This is a genomic window from Nonomuraea sp. ATR24 (assembly GCF_041950485.1).
Classification (GTDB): domain Bacteria; phylum Actinomycetota; class Actinomycetes; order Streptosporangiales; family Streptosporangiaceae; genus Nonomuraea; species Nonomuraea ceibae.
Genome location: NZ_JBGNUU010000008.1, coordinates 240357 through 264581, shown reverse-complemented (window position 1 = coordinate 264581; position 24225 = coordinate 240357). Strand labels below are relative to the sequence as shown.

Sequence of the window (24225 nt, the reverse complement as noted above, 5' to 3'; positions counted from 1 at the left end):
GCGTAACCCCTGCTCGCCACTCGCTCTCCCAGGTAAGGCTTACCTTAGTTACGGGGCATAACATAGAAGAGCGAGCGGCACGGGCGCAACCGGCGTTTCAGCGCAGCAGGTCCAGCGCCTTGGCCAGGCCCGGGTCGCGGCCGGTGGCCAGGGCGAGGGCGGTCATCGGGGCGTGGTGGTCGGCCGGCGTGCCGATCGTGTCGATCATCTCCCGGTTCGGACCGAGATGCCGGACTTTGGGCAGCCCCAGCACGGTGCCGTCGTCCAGCAGGTAGCCGGCGGCGGGCCCGGAGACGGCGCCGGCGGTGCGGGTCCCCACGATCGTCCCCAGCCGCAGCCCCTTCACCGCGGCGCTGAAGTCGTCGCAGGCCGACGCGCACCCCCGGTCGGTGAGCACGACCAGCCGGGCGCCGAGCAGCGGGACGCTGTCGTCCGTGCGGTTGGCCGCGCACTCCCCCTTCAGCGGGCAGAAGTAGCTGGTGACCTTGCCGTGCGCGAACGCGCCGAGCAGCCGCGTCACCTCCCGGGGCGACCCGCCGCCGTTGCCGCGCAGGTCGAGCACGACCGCCTCCGGCTTGTCCCGCAGCTCGGCCAGCACCTGGTCCGCGGCGCCGGGGAAGAACCCGGGCAGCTTCACGTACACGGCGCCGCCCGGCAGCTTCCTCGACGTGACCTCGTCGCGCGGCGGGTCGAGGGGGCCTTCGACGAGCCGTACGGTGCGGACCTGCCCGGACGTGGGCCTTTTGAGCGTCAGCCGGACGGACGGGCCCGGCAGGACGTCGAAGACGGTCGTGTTGGGCCGGTCGCCGACGAACACCGGGATGCCGTTGACCTTGAGCACGATGTCGCCCGGCCGGATGCCGGCCCGGTCGGCGGGGCTGTCGTCCAGGACGCGGGTGATGAACAGCGGCGGCCGGGCCGCGGGGTCGAACCTCGGCCCCTGCGCCGCCGACAGGCCCGCGATGCCGGTGCCGACCGGCCCGTCCCCCGGCCCGCCGTCCGGCGGCGGCGACGGGCGGGCCGTGCGGGCGTGGTTGTCCTGCAGCGAGTCCACCATGCCGGTGATCGCGGCCCGCAGCGCGGCGGGGTCGCCGTCGCCGAGGACCTTCGCGAACGCCGCCCAGTCGCCGTCGCGGTCGCCGGTCAGCGCGGGCAGGTGCAGCCCGGGCCGGTCGGCGCCGCGCCGCATCAGGTCCTGCGTGTAGGCGGAGAACGCGCTCTTCAGCAGCTCGCGCGGGTCCATCGCGGGGCCGCTGTAGTAGTGGTCGAGCACGCAGTGGTACGCCATCCGCAGGGTGTTCACGGTGGTGGGAGGCGGCGGCTGCGGCGGCGGCGCGGTCGCGGGGGCGCACCGGCCGCCGGGCTCCGAGGGACTGGACGGGCTGGGGACGGGTGCCGGGGACAGGGCGCAGGCCGCGGCGAGCGCGGCGGCGCAGAGTGTTCTGATCATGGCCGCCAGCGTGGCGGCCGCCCCGTTGCGCGGCTGTGAACGCGATCGTTAACGCCGCTGTTACGCCCGCCGCGATACGAACGGCGGCATGCGGGTTCTGGTGGCCGAGGACGAGCGGGATCTGGCCGATCTGGTGGCGGTGGGGCTGCGCCGTCACGCGATGGCCGTGGACGTGGTGTACGACGGCATGGCCGCCTCGCAGCGGCTGGCGGTCAGCGACTATGACGTGCTCGTGCTCGACCGGGACCTGCCGGGGACGCACGGCGACCTGGTCTGCCGTGAGCTGGTGGCGCGCGGCTGCCGGACCCGGATCCTCATGATGACGGCGGCCGGGTCGGTGCCGGACCGGATCGAGGGGCTGGGCATGGGCGCCGACGACTACCTGCCCAAGCCGTTCGACTTCGCCGAGCTGGTGGCGCGGGTGCGGGCGCTCGGCCGGCGCAGCGTGCCCGGGGTGCCGCCGGTGCTGACCAAGCATGGCATCGTGGTCGACACGCACCGCCTCCAGGCCGCCCGCGACGGCCGCCACCTGCACCTGTCGCTCAAGGAGTTCGCCGTCCTGGAGACGCTGATGCGGGCCGACGGCGCCGTGGTGAGCGCCGAGCGGTTGCTGGAGGAGGCGTGGGACGAGAACGTCGACCCGTTCACCACCGTGGTCCGGGTCGTGGTCAGCCGGCTGCGGGCCAAGCTCGGCGACCCGCCGTGCATCCAGACGGTGCCCGGCGCGGGCTACCTGCTGTGACGACGATCCGGGTCCGGCTGACGCTCGTCTACTCGGGGCTGTTCCTGCTGACGTCGGTGGTGCTGCTCGTCACCGTCAACCTGCTGCTGAGCCACGCGCTGTCCACCCGGGTCGGGCGGCTGCCCGTCCCGCCCCCCGCCGCCGAGGTCCCGCCCGGCGGCAGAGGCGGAGACGGGGTGCGGCCGCCGCTGCCCGAGCTGGTGGACGACGTGGTCGGCTACCAGTGGGAGGTGACGTGGCTGGCGGTCGGCGTCCTGACGCTGGTGTCGCTGCTCGCGGGCTGGCTGGTGGCCGGCAGGCTGCTGCGGCCCCTGCACCGGATCACCGCCACCGCCCGGCGGCTGTCGCTGTCGACGCTGCACGAGCGCATCGCCCTGACCGGGCCGCAGGACGAGCTCAAGGAGCTGGCCGACACCTTCGACGCCATGCTCGACCGGCTCGAACGCTCGGTGGACGCGCAGCGGCGCTTCATCGCCAACGCCTCGCACGAGCTGCGCACCCCGCTGGCCGTGCAGCGGGCCGCCATCGAGATCGGGCTGCCCCCGGACCTGGGGGAGATCCGCGACAAGCTGCTGACGCACAACCGCCGCAGCGAACGGCTCATCGACGCCCTGCTGCTGCTCGCCCAGGCCGAGCACGGCCTGCGCGAACGCGCCCCCGTCGCCCTGGACGAGGTGACCCGGCTGGTGCTGGCCGAGCAGGCGGGCGGCCCGGTGAGCGTCACGGCGCGGATCGAGCCGTGCGTCGTGGACGGTGACGCCGTCCTGCTCAACCGGCTCGTCACCAACCTCGTCGACAACGCCGTCCGCTACAACCGGCCCGGCGGGACCGTCGAGGTGACGCTCGCCGGCCGCCGCCTGACCGTCGGCAACACCGGCCCCGAGGTGCCGGCCGACCGGCTCGGCGACCTCTTCCTGCCGTTCCGCCGCCTGGACACGACCCGCGAGCAGGGCGCCGGGCTCGGCCTGTCGATCGTCGCCTCCATCGCCGCCGCCCACGGCGGCGACGTCCGCGCCCGCCCCAACCCGGGCGGCGGCCTGACGGTGACCGTCACCTTCCCACCCACCTGACCCGGTGTGCCTGCCCCCGACCCGGCCCGCCTGACCCCGGCCACCTGACCCGGCATGGCGCGGCACGGTATACAGGGCGGATGACGTTCGAGGTGCGCCAGTTCGAGCTGGCCCTGATGCACCGCATGCGCGACCTCAACCCGGCGCGGGTGGAGGAGGCGCTGGCCGCGATGGGCGCGACCCGGGCCGAGCTGCGCGACGCGCACGCCCGCTGGACCCGGACGGCGTACGCGCCCGGGGCGCCGAAGGGCGTCGCCGCGCTGCGCCGCGCCCTCGGCCCCCCGGCGCACCGGGGCGTCCGGCAGGCGGGCAGCCTGACGTGCGAGGTGTTCCGGTGGGCGCTGCCGTCGTGGCCGGGCCTGGAGTTCGAGGCGCTGGCGGGCCCCGGCGGCGAGGTGTGGAACCAGTGGTTCGTCCGGCCGAGCCCCCGCGCCGCGCCCGCCTTCGGCGAGCTCGTCCCGTGGGCGTGCGTCGTGGCGGACCTCGCCGCCTTCCCCGGCGCGACGCAGGGCGAGGGCGGGGCGCCGCACCACTGGACGGCCGGTTTCACCCACGAGGGCGCGGGCTACCGGGCGCTGTTCGTGTACGGGCTGCTCCAGCGGCTCGACCGCGCCTGATCGGCAAAAATCGGCATGTGTACGCTTGTACGTATGATGCCTGATGCGGATGGCCGGACGATGCGCGAGCGGATGCTGGCCGGTGACCTGTACATCGCCGACGACCCCGAGCTGGCCGAGCACCTCATGCGCGCCGCGGAGCTGACGGAGGCGTTCAACGCCACGCCGGCCCGCGACGCCGGTGAGCGCCGCCGCCTGCTCACCGAGCTGCTCGGCTCGGTCGGCGAGGGCACGGAGATCCGGCCGCCGCTGCACGTCGACTACGGCGGCCACATCCGCATCGGCGCCCGCTGCTTCGCCAACTTCGGCCTCGTCGCCCTGGACGTGGCGCCGATCACCATCGGCGACGACGTCCAGATCGGGTCGTACGTCCAGCTCCTGACCCCCACCCACCCGGTCGACCCGGAGCTGCGCCGCGCCAAGTGGGAGGCCGCCGCGCCCATCACCATCGGCGACAACGTGTGGCTGGGCAGCGGCGCGATCGTCCTGGCCGGGGTCACGATCGGGGACAACACCGTCGTCGGCGCCGGGGCCGTGGTCACCCGCGACCTGCCCGCCAACGTCGTCGCCGTCGGCAACCCCGCCCGCGTGATCCGCACCGCCGGACCCGCCGCCGGCTCCGATCCCGCCGCCGATCCCGCCGCCGGTCGCGGTCCCGGTCCCGGTCCCGGCGCCGGATGACCGGCGCCACGCCGTCGCCCGGCCGGCGGCGTCCGCGCCGGCACGACCCCGGGCGGCGCGACCGGCTGATCGACGCCGCGCTCACCGTCATCGCCGAACGCGGCGTCGCCCGCACCACCCACCGCGAGATCGCCCGCGCCGCCGACGTGCCGCTCGGCTCGATGACCTACCACTTCGCCTCCCTGGAGGAGGTCCTGGCCGAGGCGTTCACCCGGCACGCCGACGCGGTCGCCCGCGTCTTCGACGAGCGCCTGGCGGCCGCCGCCGACCGCGACGCCGCCGCCGAGGCCGTCATCGCCCTGGTGTCGGACGACCTGCTCGGCTCCCGGCGGGACTTCGTCCTGAGCGTCGAGCTGTACGTGGCCGCCGCCCGCGACCCCGCCCTGCGCGCCGTCACCCAGGCGTGGATGGCACGCAGCCGCCGCGCGCTGGAACGCCACTTCGACCCCGCCACCGCGCGGGAGCTCGACGCGCTCATCGAGGGCCTGGTGCTGCACAGCGCCCTGTCGACCGACCCGATGACGCCGGAGCAGATCCGGCACGCCGTCCACCGCTTCCTGCGCTGACCGCGCACTCCCGCCCGTGCCACCTGATCGGAATCTCCATGCCCGCCGCTCCCCCCACCGCCCAGGCCCGCCGCGCCCGCGCCGCCGTCGCGGCCCTGTTCCTCACCAACGGCGCCGTCTTCTTCAACCTCGTCCCCCGCTACCCGGAGCTCAAGGCCGACCTCGGCGTGAGCAACGCCGTCTTCGGCACCGCCGTGGCCGGGGCCCCGCTGGGCGCGCTCGTGGCCGGGCTGCTCGCCGGGGCGGCCATCCGCCGTCTCGGCTCGGCGCGGGTGGCGGCCTCGGGGATCGCCCTGACCGCCCTTGTGACGCTGCTGGTCTGCTTCGCGCCGAACTGGGTGGCCTTCGCCGGCGTGCTGTTCGCCGTCGGCGCCCTGGACGCCGTCGTGGACGTCGCGCAGAACGCCCACGGCCTGCGCGTCCAGCGGCTCTACGGGCGTTCCATCGTCAACTCGCTGCACGGCCTGTGGAGCGTCGGCGCGGTGCTGGGCGGCCTGATGGGCGCGGCCGCCGCCGGGCTGCGCCTGCCCCTGCCGGTCCATCTGACGATCTCGGCGGTGCTGTTCAGCGTCGTCGCGCTCGTCGCGTACCGGTTCCTGCTCCCCGGCGCGGAGGACGCCGAGCGGCCCGCCGGAAGGCGAAACCCTGGCGGGCGCGGGTGGCGGGAGGCGTTTCCCGGGGCGGCCGTGCGGATGCTGGCCGTGCTCGGCCTGCTGGCCGCCTGCGGCGCGCTCGCCGAGGACGCCGGCGCGTCCTGGGGCGCCCTTTTCCTCAGCGGCGACCTGGGCGCCGACGCCGCCACCGCCGGGCTGGCCGTCGTCGCCCTCCAGACGGCCATGACCGCCGGCCGCCTGACCGGCGACCGCGTCGTGGACCGGTTCGGCCGGCGCGCCGTCGTCCGCGCTGGGGCGGTCCTGGCCGCCACCGGGATGGGGGCCGCGCTCGCCGTGCCGTCGGTCCCGGCGGCGCTGGCCGGGTTCGCGCTGGCCGGGCTCGGCTTCGCCACCGTCGTGCCGGCCGCCATGCAGGCCGCGGACGAGCTGCCGGGACTGCCCGCCGGCACCGGGCTGACCGTCGTGAGCTGGCTGCTGCGCGGTGGGTTCCTGCTGTCGCCGCCCCTCGTCGGGGTCGTCGCCGACCTCGTCAGCCTGCGCGCCGGGCTGCTCACCGTCGTAGCGGCCGGCGCGCTCACCGCCGTCCTCGCCCGCGCCCTGCCACGCCGCGAACCCCCGGGGTGAGCGGGATCACCGGGAACGGCCGTCACACCCTGGACCGCCCGTCCGTCCGGACCATGAACGACTCGACGACAGAGACCGAGGATGACATGGTCCGCCCTGACGACACACCCCCGACCCGGGCCCGGCGGCCCGGACGCAGGCGCCGCTGGCCGCGCGTGCTGGCGGCGGCGCTCGCGCTGCTGGTGGCCGTGACGCTGTTCGGCGCGTACGGCTGGCAGCCGGCCGAGGACGGCCGCGCCTTCCGCTCGCCCTTCCTGGCCCAGGCCGGGTCCCGCTACGCCGACACCCCGATCGCCGCCTTCCACTACGTGAAGGCCGGGTCCGGCAGCCCGGTGATCCTGCTGTCGCCCGGCGGCACCTCGGTCATCGGCTGGAAGGACCAGCTGCCGGCGCTGGCCCGCGACCACACCGTGTACGTGGTCGACCTGCCCGGCCAGGGCTACACCCGGCTCAAGGACCCCGGCTTCGCCTACGACCTGGACGCGATGACCGCCGCCGTCGGGTCGTTCATGGACGCCGTCGGCGTGCGGCGGGCCGCCCTGGCGGGCAACTCCTGGAGCGGCGGCTGGGCCCTGGCCTTCGCCCAGCGCAACCCTGCCCGCGTCAGCAGGCTCGCCCTGCTCGACGCCACCGGCCTGGACCTGCCCGGCACCTGGATGTGGGAGTCGCTGAAGCTCCCCGTCGTGGGCGAGCTGGCCGTCAAGCTGTCCTCCGGCCGGTCAGCGGTGGAGAGCCTGGCCGAGGGCATGATGGTCAACAAGGAGCGCGTCACCGCACAGCTGGTCGACGAGTGGTGGGCGCCGATGACCTTCCACGAGAACATCCGCGCCACGTACCTGCTGGAACGCCGCCTCGACTGGGGGCCGACCGAGCGCGCCCTGCCCGCCACCAGGACGCCGGTCCTGGTGCTGTGGGGCGAGCAGGACACCGTGCAGCCGGTCGAGCGGGCCCGCCGCTTCGCCGAGCTGCTGCCCGACGCGCGGCTGGAGATCCTCAAGGGGTGCGGTCACGCGCCGCAGCTCGACTGCCCGGAGCCGGTCAACCGGCATCTGCGCGCCTTCTTCGCCGCCTCCGGGTGACGAGGGCGGCCGGTCAGCCGCCGGTCAGCGGCCGGTGGAGCCGTCGATCCGCTCGCGCAGGATGTCGGCGTGGCCGGCGTGCCGCCCGGTCTCCTCGATCATGTGCACCAGCACCCAGCGCATCGACGGCGTCCCGCCCCGGCCCGGGGGCCGCGGGGCGGGCAGGTCCAGGTCGGGGCAGGCGTCGATGACCCGGTTCGCCTGCTCGACGGCCCTGCGGTAGCGGGCGAGCACGCCGTCCACCGTGTCCTCGGCCGTGGGCCGCATGGTCGCGGCCCAGTCGCCGGCGTCCTCGCCGAGGAAGTAGAAGCGTTCGACGTACGCCAGATGCCTGACCAGGCCGAGCAGGCTCGTGCCCGACGGCACCCCGGCGGTCCTGACCTGCGGCTCCGGGACGCCGTCGACCTTGGCGGCGACGGCGTCGCGCAGGCGGTTGAGGAAGCCCCGCAGCGTCGCCTTCTCACCGGCGGGCCGCGCCCGGGAGAGCCCCGCGTCCTCGCCGCCCGGCCGCTGGGTCCGGGTGGAATCCATGTGGGTCGCCCCCTTCGTCGGTGATGGACAGCCAGCATCGCCGCCGCCCTTCCCGGCTTGCAAGAAAAGTTGCGGATCCGCATCATCGGGGCATGGAACGCCCTGAAGAAGACGTCCTCGCCGGAGTCGGGCCGAGGCTGCGCGCCCTGCGCAAGGCGCGCGGCGCCACGCTGGCCGCGCTCGCCGGTGAGACCGGCCTCACCGCGAGCACCCTGTCCCGCCTGGAGAACGGCAGGCTCCGCCCCACGCTGGAGCAACTGCTGCCGCTGGCGCGGGCGCACGGCGTCCCGCTCGACGACCTCGTCGCCGCGCCGCCCACCGGCGACCCGCGCATCCACCTGCGGCCGGTGCGGCGGCACGGGCTGGTGCTGGTGCCGCTCACCAGGCGGGCCGGCGGCGTCCAGGCGTACAAGGTCGTCTACCCGCCCGCCGGGCGGGAGTCCACGACGAAGCTGCAGGCCCACGAGGGTTACGAGTGGTTCTACGTCCTCGACGGGGAGGTCAGGTTCGTGCTCGGCGAGCGGGAGTTCCGGCTCGGCGCCGGCGAGGCCGCCGAGTACGACACCCGCGTCCCCCACTGGATCGGCAGCGCGGGCAGCCGGCCGGCGGAGGTGCTCACGCTGTTCGGCGCCCAGGGGGAGCGCGCCCACCTGGCCCCGGCCAACTCCTGACCCGGCGTCACAGGCCGGCCAGCCAGCCGGTCAGGATGCGGTTCACCTCCTCGGGACGCTCCTGCTGCACCCAGTGCCCGCAGTCGTCCAGCAGGTGGGAGGCGACCAGGCCGGGCAGCGTCACGGGGAACGCCTTGACGGCGGCCGACAGCCACGTGGTGGTGGCGTCCAGCGCGCCCCCGACGAACAGCGACGGCTGCGCGATCGGCGCGCCCGCGTGAGCGGCCAGGTCCTCCCAGTCGCGGTCCATGTTGCGGTAGCGGTTGAGCCCACCGGTCAGCCCCGTCCGCTCGAACTCGGCCGCGTACACGTCGAGGTCGGCCTCGCTCAGCCAGCCCGGCAGCGGCCCGGACGGGAACCGGTCGCGCATCCGGCCGCCCCGGCTCACGAAGTGCGGGTCCGGCGCGCCCGGCGGCGGCATGGTCCCGGCCGACAGGGCGGCGTAGACGCCGGCGAGCCAGCCGCGCACGTCCGGCTCGATCTCCGCCTCGGCCCGGCCGGGCTCCTGGAAGTAGGCGACGTAAAACTCCTCGTCACCGCCCATCCGCGCGAACGCCTCACTGGGCCTCGGCCCGCCCGGCGGCGTGTAGGGCACGCTCAGCATCGCGACGGCGGTGAACACGTCCGGCCTGAGCAGCGCGGCGTGCGCGGCGATCCCCGCACCCCAGTCGTGGCCGACGATCGCCGCCGTGTCCTCGCCCAGCCCGCGCACCGCCGCGACCGCGTCCTCCACCAGGTCGACCATCCGGTACGCGGCCACGTCCGCCGGCTTGGACGAGCGGCCGTAACCGCGCACGTCCACCGCGGCCGCCCGGTAACCGGCGGCCGCCAGCGCGGGCAACTGGTGCCGCCAGGAGTACCACGACTCCGGGAACCCGTGGACCAGCAGCACGAGCGGCCCCGCCCCCTCCTCCACCAGGTGGATCCGGCCCGCGGGCGAGGGAACGAGACGGTGGGCGTATTTCGGCATGTCATCCTCCAAGTGGTTCCCGCCGATCATCGGCGAAGCGGCGCGGTCACCGTGAATCCTGTTGCCGAACCGGCAAAAACACCCGTAGCCGCGCCCAGAGGAGGTTCCCCTGCCCGCGTGCGGGCACGGCGCCGGCGTCTCCAGCAGGGAACTGCACCCGTTGGTCGCCGAGCTCGGCGAACGGCTGCCCGCCTGGACGGTGTGGACGCTGCGGACCGGATCGGTGCCGTTCACGTATCCGATGTCCCGGCTCCTGCCCCTCGACCGCGTCGCCGACGCCCTGACCGCCCGCGACGACGTGACCTGGTCCGACCTCTGAGGCGGGCCGATTCGGCGGGCTGCTCTCGGGTGGCCGTTTCGGGGGGCTGGGTCCCGGGAAGCGACAGCGCATGGAAGCCTGGGCGGCCGTGCTCGGCCTGTTGCTGCTGCTCGCCGCCGGGATCGGCGGCGTGTACGGGGTCGCCGCGCTCCTGCGCCAGCCGCCCGCGCTGGACACCGGGCCGTTCCTGTCGGGCGGGCGGCCCGCCGAGCACGCCCTGTCCCGCTTCCACGTCCGCTGGTACGCCGTGACGCTCGTCTTCCTGGCCTTCGACATGGAAATGATCTTCATGTACCCGTGGGCCCTCGTCGTCGCCGAGATGGGCGCGATGGCCGTGGTGGAGATGTTCGCCTTTCTGGGCTTGCTCATGACCGGAGTCCTGTACGCCTGGCGCGAGGGCGCGTTCCGGTGGGCATGAGCGGGTGGGCGGCGGGAAGGGCGTTCCGGTGGGCATGAGCGAGTGGCTGGTGCGCCGGGCCGCCGTGCGTCCCCTCGTCGTCGCCGTGCCGTACGGCACCCGCGCGCGGCTCCTCGCCGAGGCCGCGCTGGCCGAACGCCACTGGTTGGCGGCCGGCTCGCCCGCCGCCGCGAACCTGCTGGTGGTGTGCGGACCGCCGTCGGGCCGCCTGGCGGACGCCGTCGAGACCGTCTGGGCCGCCATGCCCGGCCCCCGAGCCCGCGCCGACCTCCCCGCCGCCCCCACCCCCGCCCAGGTCGCCACCCTCCTGACCACCCCCCTCCACCACCCCACCTCCCAGACCCACCCCACCCCACCCGATACCGGGCACGGCGAGGGGCACGACCCCGGGCACGACCCCTCACCGGATGGGGACGGCGGGGCCCACGGAGCAGGTCACGGCAACGGGCATGGTGGCGGCCACGGTGGGGCTCACGGCGGGCATGGCGGGGGGCATGAGCATCACATGGGGAGTCCCGGTGGGCTGGCGATGGCGGAGAGGGGGCCGGATCGGGACGGGCTGACGCTCGACCGGCTGCACGTGCCGCTGGGGCCGGTGCTGCCCGACTGGCCGGCCGGGCTGGTCATCGAGACGACGATGCAGGGTGACGTGATCCAGGAGGCGGAGGCGCGCTTCGACGGCCCCGCCGACGGGGAGCGGTTCTGGGACGCGCCCTGGCTCGCCGCGGCGGCGGGCCTGCCGGTGACCCGGGGCGAGGCCGAAGCTCACCGGGCCGCCGCCCACCTGGACAGCCTCGGCCGCCTCCTGGCCGTCGCGGGCTGGCCTGCCGCCGCCGCCGAGGCCCGCCTCCTCCGCGACCACCTGGTCACCCGCGCCCTCCACCTCCCTCCCACCGGCCCGCCCCAAGCCCCGGGCCACCCCCTCACCGTTGAGGGAAACCCGCCCCACGCCGGCCAGGCGGCGGGCGGGGAGGGGCGGCCACTCCGCCCCGGCTACCTGGCGGCGGGGGAGGGGTTCCCGGGCCGTCGGGAGGGCGTGGGGGGAGGGCCGGGTGGGGAGGGGTGGGTGGTGGGGAGGTTCGCGCGGTTCGCGCGGCGGGTGCGGAGGTCGTGGGTGCTGCGGTGGATGCTGCGCGGGGTGGGGCGGGCCGACGGGGCGGCGCTGGGGCTCCGGGGGCCGGCGGCGTGTGACGGGGATGTGCTGGCGCGGATGGAGGCCTGGCTGGGGGCGGTCGAGGGGGCGCTGGGCCTGCTGGGCGATCGGTCGCCGCTGGCCGATGACGTGGGGCCGAGGGGGCCGGTGGGGGAGGGCGGCAGGCTGCTGGAGGTGCTGCCGCCGCTGCTGGCCGGGTGTGAGCTGGCGCAGGCGCGGCTGGTCGTGGCGGGGTTCGATCCTGACGGCGGGCGGCCGTGACCGTGGGGCCGCTGATCGGCTACGCGGTCACGCTGGCGGTGCTGGCGGTGGCCGCGGCGGCGTTCGACGCGGCTCTCGCCGCGCGGCCGGCGGCGTGGGGGAGCGCGGCGACGGCGCCGCTGCGGGAGGTGGCGCGGCTGCTCACCCAGCAGCGGCGGCGCACGGTGCTGCCGGATCTGGTGCTGCTCAGGGCGGGGGTGTGGAGCCTGCCGGCCGCGGCGGTGCTGGCGGGGGTGGTGCTGCCGCTGGGGGAGCGGCCGGTGGCGGAGTCGGCTGTCGGGGTCGTGTGGTTCAACGCCATGGAGGTGTGCGTCTGGGGCGCGGTGTGGCTGACGGGCTGGGCGCCGAACTCGGTGTTCCCGCTGGTCGGCGGCTACCGGTTCGTGGCGCAGGGCCTGGCGTACGAGCTGCCGCACATGTTCGCGCTGATCACGGCGGCGCTGGGGGCGGGGTCGCTGAGCGTGACGGAGGTCGCGGCCGCCCAGCGGGAGGTGTGGTTCGTGGTGTGGATGCCGGTGGCGTTCGTGATCTACCTGGTGTCGGCGCTGGCGATGGCGTTCTGGGGGCCGTTCGGGCAGCCGGTGGGCGGTGAGGTGGCGGGCGGGGTGCGGGCGGAGCTGGCGGGGCCGGATCGCCTGGTCTTCCAGGCCGGGCGGTACGCGCTCCTGGTGGTGGCGTCGGCGGCGGCCGTGCCGCTGTTCCTGGGCGGCGGCGCGGGGCCGCTGCTGCCGTCGTGGGCCTGGACGCTGGTCAAGACGGTGGCGGTGCTGGGCGTGCTGGTGTGGGCGGGCCGCCGGGTGCCGGCGGTGCGGATGGACCGGTTCACGCAGGCGTCGTGGCTGGTGCTGATCCCGGCGGCGCTGCTGCAGATGCTGGTCGTCGGGCTGGTGGTGATCTGATGGCGGTGGTGGCGTTCTGGGCGCTGGCGGTGCTGTCGGTGGCGGGCGCGGTGGCGGTGTTCACGGTGGACTCGATGGCGCGGGCGACGTTCGCGCTGCTGGTGTCGCTGGCCGCCGTGGGCGTGCTGTTCCTGCTGATCGATCTCGCCTACCTGGGGGTGCTGATCGTCCTGATGATGGTGATGGAAATGATGATCATGGCGGTGTTCATGATCATGTTCATGATGAACCCGGCCGGGCTGATGCCGATGACGATGGTGCACGGCAGGCGGTTCGCGCTGGCGGTCTCGGGGGCGGTGTTCGCCGGGCTGGCGGCGCTCGCGCTGCTCACCCCGTGGCCGGCCCGCCGGGGGACGCCGCCGCCCGACCCGGCGCACGCCCTCGGCATGTCGATCATGGGTCCGCAGATGCTGGTCATGATGGTCATCGGGGTGGCCATCCTGGCGACGATGATCGCCACCGTCGTGCTGGCGACCGACCGCGGCCGTTACGACCGCCGCTAGGGGGGCTCGATGGGGCTGGAGGCGTTCCTGCTGCTCGCCGCCGCGCTGTTCGCGGTGGGCGTGTACGGGGTGCTGTCGCAGCAGTCGATCGTGATGCTGATGATGGGCCTGGAGCTGATGATCAACGGCGTGATCGTGGCCGGTGGCGCCTTCTGGTACCACCTGGCGCCGGGCACCGCGGACGGGCAGGTGCTGGTCCTGGTGGCGGTGACCGTGATGGCGCTGGAGATGGCCGCGGGGTTCGCCGTCGTCACCGCCCTCTACCGGGCCCGGCAGGTCGACACCACCGACGAGGCGGGGGACCTGAAGGGATGAGCGCTCTCGCCTGGCTCCTGCCCGCGACCCCGGGCGTCGCGGGCGCGCTGCTCGCGCTGGCCGGGCGGCGCGCGGACCGGGTGGCGGCGGCGGGGGCCGTCGCGGTGACGGCGGTGACGCTGGCCCTCGCGGCGCTCGCCGCGGCGGTGCGGCCGGTGTGGGGGACGACGCTGGTCGCGGTGGCGGCCCCGCCGGGCGGCACGCCGGCCGGGATCGCGGTGGACGGGCTGTCGGCGGTGATGGCGGTGACGGTGGCGGCGATCGCGCTGGCCGTGCTGGTGTTCGCCGCAGGTGACCTGCCGTCCGGTGCGGCGCGGGGCCGCTTCTTCGGGCTGATGCTGCTGTTCACCGGGGCGATGCTGCTCACCGTCACGGCCGCCGACCTGATGCTGCTGCTGACGGGCTGGGAGATCATGGGCGCGGCCTCGTACGCGCTGATCGGGTTCTGGTGGCGTGAGCACGGGCGGGTGCGGTCGGCGGGGCTGGCCTTCGTCACCACCCGCGCCGGCGATCTCGGGCTGTACGTGGCGGCGGGGTGCGCGTTCGCCGCGACCGGGACGCTGGAGCTGGCCGGGATCGCGCAGGCCGGGCAGCCGTGGCGGGACCTGGCCGCGGCCGGGATCGTGCTGGCCGCGCTGGGCAAGTCGGCGCAGCTCCCGTTCTCGTACTGGCTGTCGGGGGCGATGGCGGGGCCGAGCGCCGTGTCGGCGCTGCTGCACTCGGCGACCATGGTGGCGGCGGGGGCGTACCTGCTGCTGCGGGTGCAGCCGCTGCTCGCGGCCACCGGGTGGGCGGCGGTGGCCGTCGCGTGGGCGGGGGCGGTGACGGCGCTGCTGCTGGGCGCGGTGGCGCTGGCGCAGCGCGACCTCAAGCAGTTGCTGGCCGCCTCGACGTGCGCGCAGGTGGGGTTCATGGTGCTGGCGGCCGGGGCGGGGGCGGTGGCCGGGGGGACGGCGCACCTGGTCGCGCACGCGGCCGTGAAGAGCCTGCTGTTCCTGTGCGCGGGGGTGTGGCTGACGGCGCTCGGCACCGAGGCCCTGGCCGGGCTGCGGGGTGCCGGGCGGTGGCGCCGATCGGTGGGCGTGGCGTTCGCCGTGGGGGCGCTGGCGCTGGCCGGGGTGCCGCCGCTGTCGCTCTGGGTGACCAAGGACGCGGTGCTCGCCGGGGTGCCGTCGCCGGGCCTGTACGCGGTCGCGCTGGCGGCGGCGCTGCTGGCCGCCGCGTACGCGGCCAGGGCGCTGGCTGCGGTGTGGCGGCCGGGGACGTTCCCCACGGCGGCGGGGGAGCGGCGGGTGCCCCGCGCGGTGACCGGGCCGCTGCTCGCGCTCGCGCCACTGGCGGCCGGGCTGTCGGTGCTCGGGCTGCCCGCCGTGTACGCGGGCTGGCGGCAGCTCGTCGGCGCAGGCGGCGAGCCGGGGCCCGAGGTCGCGGGGCTGGTGGTGACGGGCCTGGCGGCGAGCGCCGTGACCGCCGCCGGATGGGCGATCGGCGTACGGGCGCGTCAGGGAACCGCGTGGCGCAGACGGGCCGCGGAGCTGGGACAGGGCAGGCTGGCGGTGGGGCTGCGGGGGTGGCTCGGATTGCGGCAGGGGGCGATCGGCGGGGTGTGGGAGCCGGTGAAGGCGCTGGCGGGGGCGCTGGCGCGGTTCGACGACCGGGTGCTCGCGCGTACCGGGGAGTGGCTGGCGGACGGGGTGACGGCGGCGGCCGGGGTGGCGGGACGGAGGGCCGAGGGGCTGCTCGACGGGGTCGTGCGCGGCGCCGCCGGGGCGCTCGGCGGGGCGGCGTGGCTCGGGCGGGGCCGGGTGGAGCGCCCGCTGGAGCATCTGGTGCGCGCGGTCGCGGCGGGCGCCGGGGCTTTGGGCCGGGCCGCGCGGCGCCCGCAGGCCGGGCAGGCGCACCTCTACCTGGCCCAGGCGGCGGCCGCGTTCCTGCTGCTCGCCGTCGTGCTGATGCTGGTGCGGTGACCGTGCTCACCGTGGTGATCTTCCTGCCGCTGGCCGCCGCGCTCGGCCTGCTGGCCGTGCCGCGCGTGCGCGGGCGGGCCGCGACCTGGGTGTGGATCGCGGTGTCGGCCGCCGACCTGGCGCTCGTGGCGGCCATGTGGGCCGGGTACCGGGGCGGGATCGGGTACGAGACGCGGCTGCGCTGGATCCCGACGCTGGACGCCGGCTACCACGTCGGCGTGGACGGGCTGTCGCTGCCGCTGATCGCGCTGACCGCGCTGCTGTTCCTCGTGTGCGGCGTCCACTCGCTGGGCGAACGGCGGCGCGAGCGGGCGCACGCGGCGCTGTTCCTGTTCCTGCAGTCGGTCTCGCTCGGCCTGTTCGCCGCGCTGGACCTGCTGCTGTTCTTCGTCTTCTTCGACCTGTCGATCGTCGGCATGTACTTCGTGATCGCCGGATGGGGCCACGGCGACCGGGCCAGGTCGGCGCTGGCGTTCTTCCTCTACACCTTCCTCGGCTCGCTGGCGCTGCTGCTCGGCTTCGTCGGCCTGTTCCTCGGCGGCGGCACGTTCGACCTGGTCGAGCTGGCCCGCAATCCGCCCTACGCCGGGTCGCCCGGCGTCGCCTCGCTGGTGCTGCTGGCCGTCGGCGTGGGGCTCGCGGTCAAGACGCCGGTCTTCCCGGTGCACACCTGGCTGCCGCCCGCCCACACCGACGCGCCCGCCGCCGGGTCGGCGATCCTGGCGGGCATCCTGCTCAAGATGGGCACCTACGGCCTGGCCCGCGTCGCCATGCCCGCGCTGCCCGACGCCTGGCGCGCCCACGCGTGGCTGATCATGGCGATCGGGCTGGTCAGCGTGCTGTACGGGGCGCTGGTAGCGCTCGCCCAGCCGAACCTCAAGCGGCTCGTGGCCTACACCTCGGTCAACCACATGGGCTACGTCGTGCTCGCCCTCGGCGCCGCCGGGCTGGCGCCGGGCGGCGGCCGGGCCGGGGAGCTGGCCGTGTCCGGGGCGGTCACCCAGATGGTCAGCCACGGCCTCATCACCGGGGCGCTGTTCCTGCTCACCGGCGTCCTGTGGGACCGGGCCGGCACGTACGACATGGACCGGTTCGGCGGCGTCGCGGGCCGCGCCCCGGTGTTCGCCGCGCTGCTGGCCGTGGCCGCGTTCGCGTCGCTGGGGCTGCCCGGGTTCTCCGGGTTCATCGCCGAGTTCCAGATCTTCGTCGGCGTGATCGGCGCCGGGGCCGTCGTCCTGGGCGCCGCAGCCGTGCTCGGCATCCTCATCACCGCCGCGCTGTTCCTGCGCGCCCTGCAACGGGTGCTGCTCGGCGGGCCGGGCGAGCTCACCGGCCGCGTCACCGACCTGCGGCCCGCCGAGACCGCCGCCGTGGCGCCGCTGCTGGCGCTGTCGGTGCTCATCGGCGTCGCGCCCCGGTGGCTGCTGGACGTCATCGAGCCCGCCGCCGCCGCGCTCTCCTCGCTGGCCGGCCGGTGAACGACGACCCGGCCGCGCTGCTGCCCGAGCTGCTCCTGCTGGCCGGGGCTGTCGCCGGGCTGCTCACCGGCATGTTCGTGCCGCGCGGGCGGCAGCGCGCGGTCGCGTGGATCTGCGCCGCCGCGCTCGCCGCCGCCCTGGCCGTGACCGTCACCGCCACCGGCGGCGCCGCGTTCGGCTCGTACGCGCCCGACGCGCTCACCCAGGCGGCCCGCGCCGTCGTGGCGGGCGGCACGCTCCTGGTGATCGCGCTGGTGGCCGCCGAGGCGCGCGGGCACCGCCGCGAGGCCGAGGCGTACGTGCTCGTCATGCTCGCCGCCCTCGGCTCGGTGCTGCTGGCCGGGGCCGGTGACCTGCTCGTCCTCGTCCCGGCGTACCTGCTGGCGAGCATCCCGGCCTACGCGCTCGCCGGGTTCGGCAAGGACGCGCCGGGCACCGAGGCGGCGCTCAAGTACTACCTGATGGGTGCGTTCCTGGGCGTGCTGATGCTGGCCGGCGTCACCCTCCTGTACGGCCTGGCGGGCGCCACCGGCTACCGGGCGGCCGGGGCGGCGCTCGCGCTCGCGCCCGGCGCGGCGGCGGCCTGCGCCGTGGTGCTCCTGCTGGCGGGGCTGCTGTTCAAGGCGGGCGGGGTGCCCGCGCACTTCTGGGTGCCGGACGTGGCCGAGGGCGCCCCCGTCGCCGTCGCCGCGTTCGTCACCACCGTGCCCAAGATCGGCGCGCTGGCGGCGCTGCTGCGCGTCGCGGATGAGCTCGGGCCCGGCGGCTGGGACGTCCTCGTCGCGATCGTCGCCGCCGCCACGATGACGCTCGGCAACCTGGCCGCCTTCCACCAGGACGATGTGCGCCGCCTGCTCGCCTACTCCACGATCAGCCAGGCCGGGTACGTGCTCGTGCCGGTCGCGGTCGCCCAGCACACCGCGCTCGCCCGCCCCGCCGTGCTGTTCTACCTGGCCGCCTACGCGGTCACGAACGTGGGCGCGTTCGCCGTGGTGGCCGCCACCGGGCGTGGCACGCTCGACGGCTACCGGGGGCTGGGGCGGGCCGCGCCGGGGCTCGGGCTGGCGCTCGTGGTGTGCCTGCTCGGGTTCGCGGGCATCCCGCCCGCCGCCGTGTTCGTCGCCAAGGTGCTCGTGTTCGCCGCCGCGTGGGACGGCGGTTACGCCTGGCTGGCCGTGCTCGTCCTGGTCAACACCGTGGCGAGCCTGTACTACTACCTGCGCTGGGTCGCCGTGGTGTTCCGCGGCGACCCGCCGGCCGCGCCGCCCCCGGGCCTGGCGCGCGCGGTCGCCTGCGTGGCGGCCGTCGCCTCGCTCGCCCTCGGGGTGGGCGGCGGCGTCCTGCTCGGCCGGGCCGCCTGAGCCGTCACGCCTTCCCGGCGGTGGCGGCCCAGTCGAGCAGCGCCTGGGCGGTGTCGAAGCGGCGGCCGGAGTCGCTCTCGCCGAGGATCACCCCGACCAGCAGCCGGCCGTCCCGCTCGGCGGCGAACGCCAGCGTGTAACCCGCGGCGCGCGTGTAGCCGGTCTTCACGCCGACCGCGCCCGGCTGGGCGAGCAGCCGGTTGGTGTTGCGCCACGAGTAGGAGCCGTGCTCACTCGTCGCCCCGACCGAGTGGTAGCGCGTCGAGGTGATCGACTTCAGCGTCTCGTTCCGCAGCACCGCCTCGGCCAGCCGTGCCTGGTCGGCCGCCGTGGAGTGGCCGCCGCCGTTCGTCGGCATGCCGTCGGCGTTGACGTACAGGGTGTCGGCCATGCCCAGCTCGCGGGCGGCCGCGTTCATCTTCCCGACGAACCCCTCGACACCCGGCCCGTACGTGCGCGCCAGCACGTGGGCGGCGTCCGCGCCGGACGGCAGCAGCAGGGCGTGGAGCACGTCCCGCACCGGCAGCCGGTCACCGGCGCGCAGCCCGGCGACGGCCGCGCCGCCCCGGGCCGCGTAGCGCACGTCCTCGGCCGTCACCTCGACGACGTCGGCCGGGTCGGCCTCCTGGAGCACGACGTGGGCGGTCATCATCTTGGTCAGGCTGGCCACGGGAAGGCGCTCGCCGGCGTCCTTGCTGTAGCGGACCTCGCCGGTGGACGTGTCGACGACCAGTGCGGCCCGCCCGAGCACGGCGGGCGCGTCAGCGGGCGCGTACGATGCCGGGCCGGCGAAAGAGGCCGTGGTGGCGGGGGTGGCTGTGGTGGCCGCGTGGGCGGCGGTCGTGCCGGTCGTCAGGACGCCGGCGGCGAGGGCGGCGCCGGCCAGGGCGCGGCCCCAGCGGCGCGGCCGGGCGCTGGAGAAGAGGGAGGTGGGCATGAAGGGCTGTGCTCCTTGCTTCCATGCCGCCTACCGGGTTAGCTGACGGGTTCGGGCCTGGAAGTGCCCTACGGGCGCGGCCGGGGGAGCCGGCGCGCCGATTCACCCCAAGAGAGAGTGGGTCCCCGGTTCCGCGTGAGGCGGATTCGGCGGCCGCGGGCCCCGCGAACGGGCCCACGGTCCGGGCATTGCGCGCATAAGGTACGAAACTTGACAAACTATGGCAAATCGCCCGTCAAGTAGTGCTGCACCACCGGCCCCACGCTGCGCGCCAGTTCCTCGGCCGTCATCGCCACCACGGGCGGCAGCCGTACGACATAACGGGTGAAGGCCAGCCCGAGCAGCTGCGTGCTCACCAGCCCGGCCCGCCGCGCCGCCTCCTCCGGCCCGCAGCCGAGCGCCCGGCCGACGAACGAGGCGACCTGGGAGGTGAACACGTCGCGCATGCTCTGCGCCGCCAGCGCGTTCGTGGACGACGAGCGCAGCAGCAGCATGATCGCCTCGTCCGACAGGTCGCCCTCCCAGCGGGACAGGAAGTGGCGCGCCATCGCCTCGCCGAGGCGCTCGCGCGGCGGCGCGGGCAGCTCCTCCAGGTTGAGCCGCAGGTCCACCGCGGCGCGGAAGAGGCCCTCCTTGTTGACGTAGTAGCGCATCACCATGGACGGATCGACGCCGGCCAGCGAGGCCACCTTCCGGATGGTGGTGCCCGCGAACCCCTGCTCGGCGAAGAGCTTGCGGGCCGCGCCGAGGATCGCCGTGCGCGTGGCCTCGGACCTTTCCGTGAACGCCATGCCAACAAGTGTAGACCAACGCTTGTGGTCAAAAAGGTGCTGGCCGGGCCGGGCAGATCTTGGTAAGAAGAGCGGGTGGACCTCATCCCCGTGGAGTTCGAGGCGTTCGACCGCCGCATCGCCGACGTCACCGGTGACCGCAACCTGGAGCGCCTCCACCGGGGCACCCGCTGGGCCGAAGGGCCCGTCTACGTCCCCGCGGGCCGCTACCTGGTCTGGAGCGACATCCCCAACGACCGGATGCTGCGCTGGGACGAGCTGACCGGCGCCGTGGGTCCCTTCCGCCAACCGGCCGGCTACGTCAACGGCAACACCCTCGACCGCGAGGGCCGGCTGATCTCCTGCGAGCACGGCGCCCGCCGGGTGACCCGCACCGAGCACGACGGCTCCGTCACCGTGCTCGCCGACCGGTGGCGCGGCAAGCGGCTCAACAGCCCCAACGACGCCGTCGTGCGCTCCGACGGGTCCGTCTGGTTCACCGACCCGCCCTACGGCATCCTCGGCGACTACGAGGGCCACCGGGCCGAGCCGGAGATCGACGGCTGCCACGTCTACCGGATCGACCCCGCCGGCGGCGAGGTGAGCATGGTGGCCGGCGACTTCGCCCGCCCCAACGGCCTGGCGTTCTCCCCCGACGAGCGGCTGCTCTACGTCGCCGACACCGAGCGCCGCCACGTCCGCGTCTTCGAGGTCACCCGCGACGGCACGCTCACCGGCGGCAAGGTGTTCGCCGAGCAGCAGGGCGACGCCGACGGCAGCTACGACGGCATGCGGCTCGACGACACCGGCCGCCTGTGGGCCGCCGTCGGCCGGTCGATCCACGCCTACCACCCCGACGGGACGCTCCTCGGCAGGCTGCACCTGCCGGAGAGCGCCTCCAACCTCGTCTTCGGCGGCCTCAAGCGCAACCGCGTCTTCATCACCGCGACGACGTCCCTCTACTCGATGATGCTGAGCCTGAGGGGCGCCGCCCCGGTATGGGCTACCTGAACGCCCAGGTGAACAGGTGCAGCTCGCCGTCCTCCGGGTCGGAGAAGGCGAAGCTGCGCACCTTCTTGCCCGGGTCCAGCGCGATCGGCTGCGAGGCGTACACGTGCGCCGGCACCGGCTGCAACGCCCACGAGCCCCAGAACAGCCGGTGCGGCGTGCGCGCCACGACCTCGTTGCCGAACTGCGGCTGCCCGCCGCCGAAGTCGAGGATCCAGTCGCTGAAGCCGAGCCTGCCGGTGCTGGTCGTGCCGTCGGCGTAGGTGACGGTGACCTGCGACTCGGGCCAGCCGTTCACGCCCGTGCCCAGGAAGGCGACGCTCGTGGCGCCGTCGGGCGCGGCCACCTCCAGCGCCTTGCCGCCGGTGCGCACGTTGTCCCACTCGCCGCGCCCGCGGTCGGGCCAGGTGAACGAGTAGTCCCGCCACCTCACCGTGCCGCCCGGCGTGAGCCCCGCCTCGGCCAGCGCCTGCGCCGACAGGCTGAAGCCCGGCCCGTCGATGTTGGCCTCGCCGGGAGCGGTCATGTCGCCGATGCCGACGTTGTTGTGATGCCACTCGGGGGTGCCGCGCGCCGCCACGTTGAGCCGCACCGACGCCCGCCGCTCGCCCACGACGACCGGCACGCTGACGAAGCCGCGCGGCACGTCGCCGGACACCGACACCTCCAGCGCCTGACGCTCCTGCCCGCCCGCGCCCACGGTGAGCGTGCCGCGTGACGGCGACACGGTGACGCCGTCCGGCGGCCTGGCCTCCCAGGTCAGCGTGGCGGCCGGGCCCGTCGAGCGCACCGCCAGCTCCGTCGCGAACGTGCCGCCCGGCTCGACCGGGCCGCTGCCCCGGCTGAAGCCCGCCAGGTACGGCAGCGTCCCGTCGCCGAACGACGGCGGCGCGTCCGCCGGGTCCGCGCCGAAGCTCCGGTCCGGGGACCAGCCGACGGCGAAGTCCAGCCGCCCGCCGCCGGTCGCGAACGACTCCGGCAGCCACGCCCGGTCCGTCTCCGCGCCGTTCACCCGCAGGGACCGCACGTACGAGCCCTGCCCCCAGGAGTTGACGACGATGTCGCCGCCCGGCCGGTCGATCGTGATCCGGTCGAACAGCGGCGTGCTCACCAGCAGCTCGGCCCGGCCCGGGATCGCCGGGAACAGTCCCATGGCCGACCACACGTACCAGGAGCCCATCGCGCCCAGGTCGTCGTTGCCGACCAGCCCGTCCGGGCCCGGCCCGAACAGCTCCCGCTGAACCCGGCGCACCAGCTCCTGCGTCTTGTACGGCTGCCCGGCCCACGCGTACAGCCACGGCGACGGCAGCGACACCTCGTTGCCCAGGTAGGCGCGCGCCACGGCGGGTCCGGCGTTCAGCTCGCCGAAGTACTCGTCCAGCCGGGGCACCACCTTGCCGGCGCCGCCCATCGCCGCGAACAGCCCGGCCGGGTTGTGCGGCACCAGCCAGTGGTACTGCGCCCCGTTGCCCTCCATGTACACGTCGGGCGCGGCCGGGTCGAACGGCCAGGTGAACGAGCCGTCGCCCATGCGCGGCTGGATCCACCCGCTGCCCGGGTTGTAGATGTGCTGCCACGCCTGCGAGCGGCGCATGAACTCCGCCGCCGTGTCCCGCTCGCCCAGCCGGGCGGCGAGCTGCGCGATCCCGAAGTCGGCCACGCCGTACTCCAGCGTCGCCGACGGGTCGTACGGCACGTGGCCGTCGCGCATGAACGCCGCGTTGCCGGGCCGCTCGTCGTAGGCGAGCAGCGGATGGCCGATGTCGCGCGGCCCGGTCCGCCTGGCCGCCTCGGCCATCGCCTTCAGCGCCGCCTCCGCGTCGAAGCCGCGCGCGCCGAAGGCGTACATCGTGGACACGATCGAGTGGAACGGGTCGCCGACCATGACGCCGGTGATCGCCGTCTGGTGCGACCAGCGGTCCCACACGTTGCCGACGGCCTGCGCGTTGTCGTACATCGACTGCGCGATGTCCCCGGCCACGTCCGGCGCGAGCAGCGCGAGGAGCTGCACCTCGCTGCGGTAGATGTCCCAGCCGGAGAACGTCGCGTAGTGGTGCTCGCCGGGCCGCACCTGGTGCGGCTTCTGGTCGAACCCGGTGTAGGCGCCGTCCACGTCCTCCGACACGTGCGGCTGGAGCAGCGCGTGGTAGAGGTTGCTGTAGAAGGTGCGCCGCTGCGCGTCGGTGCCGCCGGCGATCCGCACCTTGCCGAGCCGCTCGTCCCACACGCCGCGCGCCTCGCGGGCGACCTGGTCCAGGCTCTTGGCGGCGATCTCGGCGCGGAGGTTGCGCTCGGCGCCGTCGACGCTCACGTACGACAGGCCGACCCGCATCTGCACCGGCCGCGCCGGGTCGAACTGCAGGTACGCGCCCGAGCCCGGCCCGTTGACGGCCACGTCGTCCGACGTCACCACGTCGCCCCGCACCCGGGCGGGACCGGCGTTGGCGACGGCGGTGCCGCCGGGGCGCACCTCGTCGTCCTTCCACGTCCCGTACGCGGTGACCGGCTGGTCGAACGTGGCGTGGAAGTAGATCTTGTAGCGGGTGGGCGGGCCGCAGAAGCCGCCGGTCTGCACCCAGCCCTCGACGGTGTTGCCGCTGATGCGGGTCTCGCCGTCGTCGACGCCGTTGACCGAGCCGCTGGTGTTGAGCAGCACGGTGCCGGGCTTGCCTGCCGGGAAGGTGAAGCGGGCGACGCCCGCGCGCATCGAGACCGACAGCTCGGTCTTGACGCCGCTGTCGAGCGTGCTGGAGTAGAAGCCGGGCCAGGCCCGCTCGTTGGCGTGCGAGAACGTCTGCACGTAGTCCTCGCCGTGCGTGGCGGGCGAGCGGCCGACCGCCCCGGAGAACGGGGTCACCGGGAAGTCCTGCGCGCCCGTGCAGCCGGGGCCGGAGATGTGCGTCATCGAGAAGCCGCGCAGGCGGTTGTCCTCCCAGCGGTAGCCGCCGCCGGCGTCCTCCACCGTGTCGGGGCTCCACTGCATCATGCCGAACGGCAGGACGGCGCCGGGGAAGGTCATGCCCCCGCCGCCGCCGTGGTCGAAGTCGGGCGCCGCCTCCTTCGTCCCGTGGAAGACGTTGACCAGGGAAACCGGATCGCGCTCCACCGTCACGTCCTGGGGAGCGCCATAGGGAAAGGTCGTCGCCGCGACCAGCGCGGTGACGACGGGTAAGGACCAGAGAGCCACGACAGTCCTCCAGATAAGGGGATCGCCGTATCGA

Annotated in this window: 24 protein-coding genes and 1 riboswitch; of the genes, 18 read left to right on the top strand and 6 right to left on the bottom strand. The window is 75.2% G+C overall.

Features of this window, described 5'->3' with window-relative positions; genetic code table 11:
• Window positions 1-97: 97 nt before the first annotated feature.
• The gene (locus tag ACBI99_RS22060; protein WP_375073309.1) at window positions 98-1450 is read right to left on the bottom strand and encodes a S41 family peptidase; all 1353 of its coding nucleotides are present in this window, start codon (window positions 1448-1450) and stop codon (window positions 98-100) included.
• Window positions 1451-1538: 88 nt separating this feature from the next.
• Here ACBI99_RS22060 and ACBI99_RS22055 point away from each other — a divergent pair, with 88 nt between their 5' ends.
• The 7 genes from ACBI99_RS22055 to ACBI99_RS22025 all read left to right on the top strand — a co-directional run bounded on the left by ACBI99_RS22055 (window position 1539) and on the right by ACBI99_RS22025 (window position 7443).
• Window positions 1539-2192, top strand: a complete 654-nt coding sequence (locus tag ACBI99_RS22055; RefSeq protein WP_219508461.1) for a response regulator transcription factor — start codon at window positions 1539-1541, stop codon at window positions 2190-2192.
• Complete coding sequence (locus ACBI99_RS22050; RefSeq protein ID WP_219508462.1) at window positions 2189-3262, top strand: HAMP domain-containing sensor histidine kinase; 1074 nt, start codon at window positions 2189-2191, stop codon at window positions 3260-3262. Before ACBI99_RS22055 ends, ACBI99_RS22050 begins: the two co-directional genes overlap by 4 nt.
• 80 nt (window positions 3263-3342) lie before the next feature.
• A complete protein-coding gene (locus tag ACBI99_RS22045) occupies window positions 3343-3879 on the top strand; it encodes a hypothetical protein (protein WP_219508463.1) in 537 nt (178 codons plus the stop codon).
• A 33-nt stretch (window positions 3880-3912) separates the two neighbouring features.
• Complete coding sequence (locus ACBI99_RS22040; protein WP_375073307.1) at window positions 3913-4560, top strand: sugar O-acetyltransferase; 648 nt, start codon at window positions 3913-3915, stop codon at window positions 4558-4560.
• On the top strand, window positions 4557-5126 hold the full coding sequence (locus tag ACBI99_RS22035; protein WP_375073305.1) for a TetR/AcrR family transcriptional regulator: 570 nt from the start codon (window positions 4557-4559) through the stop codon (window positions 5124-5126). The genes ACBI99_RS22040 and ACBI99_RS22035 overlap by 4 nt, the downstream gene beginning before the upstream one ends.
• A 38-nt stretch (window positions 5127-5164) precedes the next feature.
• Window positions 5165-6364 carry an MFS transporter gene (locus ACBI99_RS22030; RefSeq protein ID WP_375073304.1) on the top strand — a complete coding sequence of 400 codons (1200 nt, stop codon included), beginning with the start codon at window positions 5165-5167 and terminating at the stop codon, window positions 6362-6364.
• A gap of 86 nt (window positions 6365-6450) precedes the next feature.
• Entirely contained in the window at window positions 6451-7443 is a 993-nt protein-coding gene (locus ACBI99_RS22025; protein WP_375073302.1) for an alpha/beta fold hydrolase, read from the top strand.
• Window positions 7444-7467: 24 nt separating this feature from the next.
• Here ACBI99_RS22025 and ACBI99_RS22020 read toward each other — a convergent pair whose 3' ends face one another.
• Window positions 7468-7974, bottom strand: a complete 507-nt coding sequence (locus tag ACBI99_RS22020) for a DinB family protein (RefSeq protein ID WP_219508467.1) — start codon at window positions 7972-7974, stop codon at window positions 7468-7470.
• 92 nt (window positions 7975-8066) lie between these two features.
• On the opposite strand from ACBI99_RS22020, the gene ACBI99_RS22015 reads away from it, so the two are divergent.
• Complete coding sequence (locus ACBI99_RS22015; protein ID WP_219508468.1) at window positions 8067-8645, top strand: helix-turn-helix domain-containing protein; 579 nt, start codon at window positions 8067-8069, stop codon at window positions 8643-8645.
• A 7-nt stretch (window positions 8646-8652) separates the two neighbouring features.
• On the opposite strand, the gene ACBI99_RS22010 is transcribed toward ACBI99_RS22015, so the two are convergent.
• Window positions 8653-9615: an alpha/beta fold hydrolase gene (locus tag ACBI99_RS22010; RefSeq protein ID WP_375073300.1), complete on the bottom strand. Its 963-nt coding sequence runs from the start codon at window positions 9613-9615 to the stop codon at window positions 8653-8655.
• Between the two features lie 160 nt (window positions 9616-9775).
• Between ACBI99_RS22010 and ACBI99_RS22005 the strand changes: the two genes are divergently transcribed.
• The 9 genes from ACBI99_RS22005 (at window position 9776) to ACBI99_RS21965 (ending at window position 18289) form a co-directional block, all read left to right on the top strand.
• On the top strand, window positions 9776-9934 hold the full coding sequence (locus ACBI99_RS22005; protein ID WP_375073299.1) for a hypothetical protein: 159 nt from the start codon (window positions 9776-9778) through the stop codon (window positions 9932-9934).
• A 70-nt stretch (window positions 9935-10004) separates the two neighbouring features.
• Complete coding sequence (locus tag ACBI99_RS22000; protein ID WP_357588110.1) at window positions 10005-10352, top strand: NADH-quinone oxidoreductase subunit A; 348 nt, start codon at window positions 10005-10007, stop codon at window positions 10350-10352.
• Between the two features lie 34 nt (window positions 10353-10386).
• Window positions 10387-11766, top strand: a complete 1380-nt coding sequence (locus ACBI99_RS21995; RefSeq protein ID WP_375073297.1) for a hypothetical protein — start codon at window positions 10387-10389, stop codon at window positions 11764-11766.
• Window positions 11763-12665, top strand: coding sequence for a complex I subunit 1 family protein (locus ACBI99_RS21990; protein WP_375073295.1), 903 nt, complete (start codon window positions 11763-11765; stop codon window positions 12663-12665). The genes ACBI99_RS21995 and ACBI99_RS21990 overlap by 4 nt, the downstream gene beginning before the upstream one ends.
• Window positions 12665-13168: an NADH-quinone oxidoreductase subunit J gene (locus ACBI99_RS21985; protein ID WP_219517880.1), complete on the top strand. Its 504-nt coding sequence runs from the start codon at window positions 12665-12667 to the stop codon at window positions 13166-13168. Before ACBI99_RS21990 ends, ACBI99_RS21985 begins: the two co-directional genes overlap by 1 nt.
• A gap of 9 nt (window positions 13169-13177) precedes the next feature.
• Complete coding sequence (nuoK, locus tag ACBI99_RS21980) at window positions 13178-13483, top strand: NADH-quinone oxidoreductase subunit NuoK (protein WP_219517881.1); 306 nt, start codon at window positions 13178-13180, stop codon at window positions 13481-13483.
• On the top strand, window positions 13480-15450 hold the full coding sequence (locus ACBI99_RS21975) for an NADH-quinone oxidoreductase subunit L (protein ID WP_375073294.1): 1971 nt from the start codon (window positions 13480-13482) through the stop codon (window positions 15448-15450). Before nuoK ends, ACBI99_RS21975 begins: the two co-directional genes overlap by 4 nt.
• Window positions 15447-16928: a NuoM family protein gene (locus ACBI99_RS21970; protein WP_375073293.1), complete on the top strand. Its 1482-nt coding sequence runs from the start codon at window positions 15447-15449 to the stop codon at window positions 16926-16928. The genes ACBI99_RS21975 and ACBI99_RS21970 overlap by 4 nt, the downstream gene beginning before the upstream one ends.
• Window positions 16925-18289, top strand: coding sequence for an NADH-quinone oxidoreductase subunit N (locus tag ACBI99_RS21965; RefSeq protein WP_375073292.1), 1365 nt, complete (start codon window positions 16925-16927; stop codon window positions 18287-18289). Before ACBI99_RS21970 ends, ACBI99_RS21965 begins: the two co-directional genes overlap by 4 nt.
• A gap of 4 nt (window positions 18290-18293) precedes the next feature.
• On the opposite strand, the gene ACBI99_RS21960 is transcribed toward ACBI99_RS21965, so the two are convergent.
• Together ACBI99_RS21960 and ACBI99_RS21955 are read right to left on the bottom strand one after the other, a co-directional pair.
• Window positions 18294-19226: a D-alanyl-D-alanine carboxypeptidase family protein gene (locus ACBI99_RS21960; protein ID WP_375073291.1), complete on the bottom strand. Its 933-nt coding sequence runs from the start codon at window positions 19224-19226 to the stop codon at window positions 18294-18296.
• A gap of 12 nt (window positions 19227-19238) precedes the next feature.
• A riboswitch (cyclic di-AMP (ydaO/yuaA leader) is annotated at window positions 19239-19388 on the bottom strand.
• 56 nt (window positions 19389-19444) lie between these two features.
• Entirely contained in the window at window positions 19445-20017 is a 573-nt protein-coding gene (locus ACBI99_RS21955; protein ID WP_219517883.1) for a TetR family transcriptional regulator, read from the bottom strand.
• Between the two features lie 75 nt (window positions 20018-20092).
• Here ACBI99_RS21955 and ACBI99_RS21950 point away from each other — a divergent pair, with 75 nt between their 5' ends.
• Window positions 20093-21007 (top strand): SMP-30/gluconolactonase/LRE family protein, encoded by a 915-nt coding sequence (locus tag ACBI99_RS21950; protein WP_375073290.1) that lies wholly within the window; start codon window positions 20093-20095, stop codon window positions 21005-21007.
• Here the strand turns inward: ACBI99_RS21950 and ACBI99_RS21945 are convergent.
• Window positions 21000-24191: a GH92 family glycosyl hydrolase gene (locus ACBI99_RS21945; RefSeq protein WP_308126196.1), complete on the bottom strand. Its 3192-nt coding sequence runs from the start codon at window positions 24189-24191 to the stop codon at window positions 21000-21002. The two genes, ACBI99_RS21950 and ACBI99_RS21945, sit on opposite strands and share 8 nt — an antisense overlap.
• Between the last annotated feature and the right edge of the window lie 34 nt (window positions 24192-24225).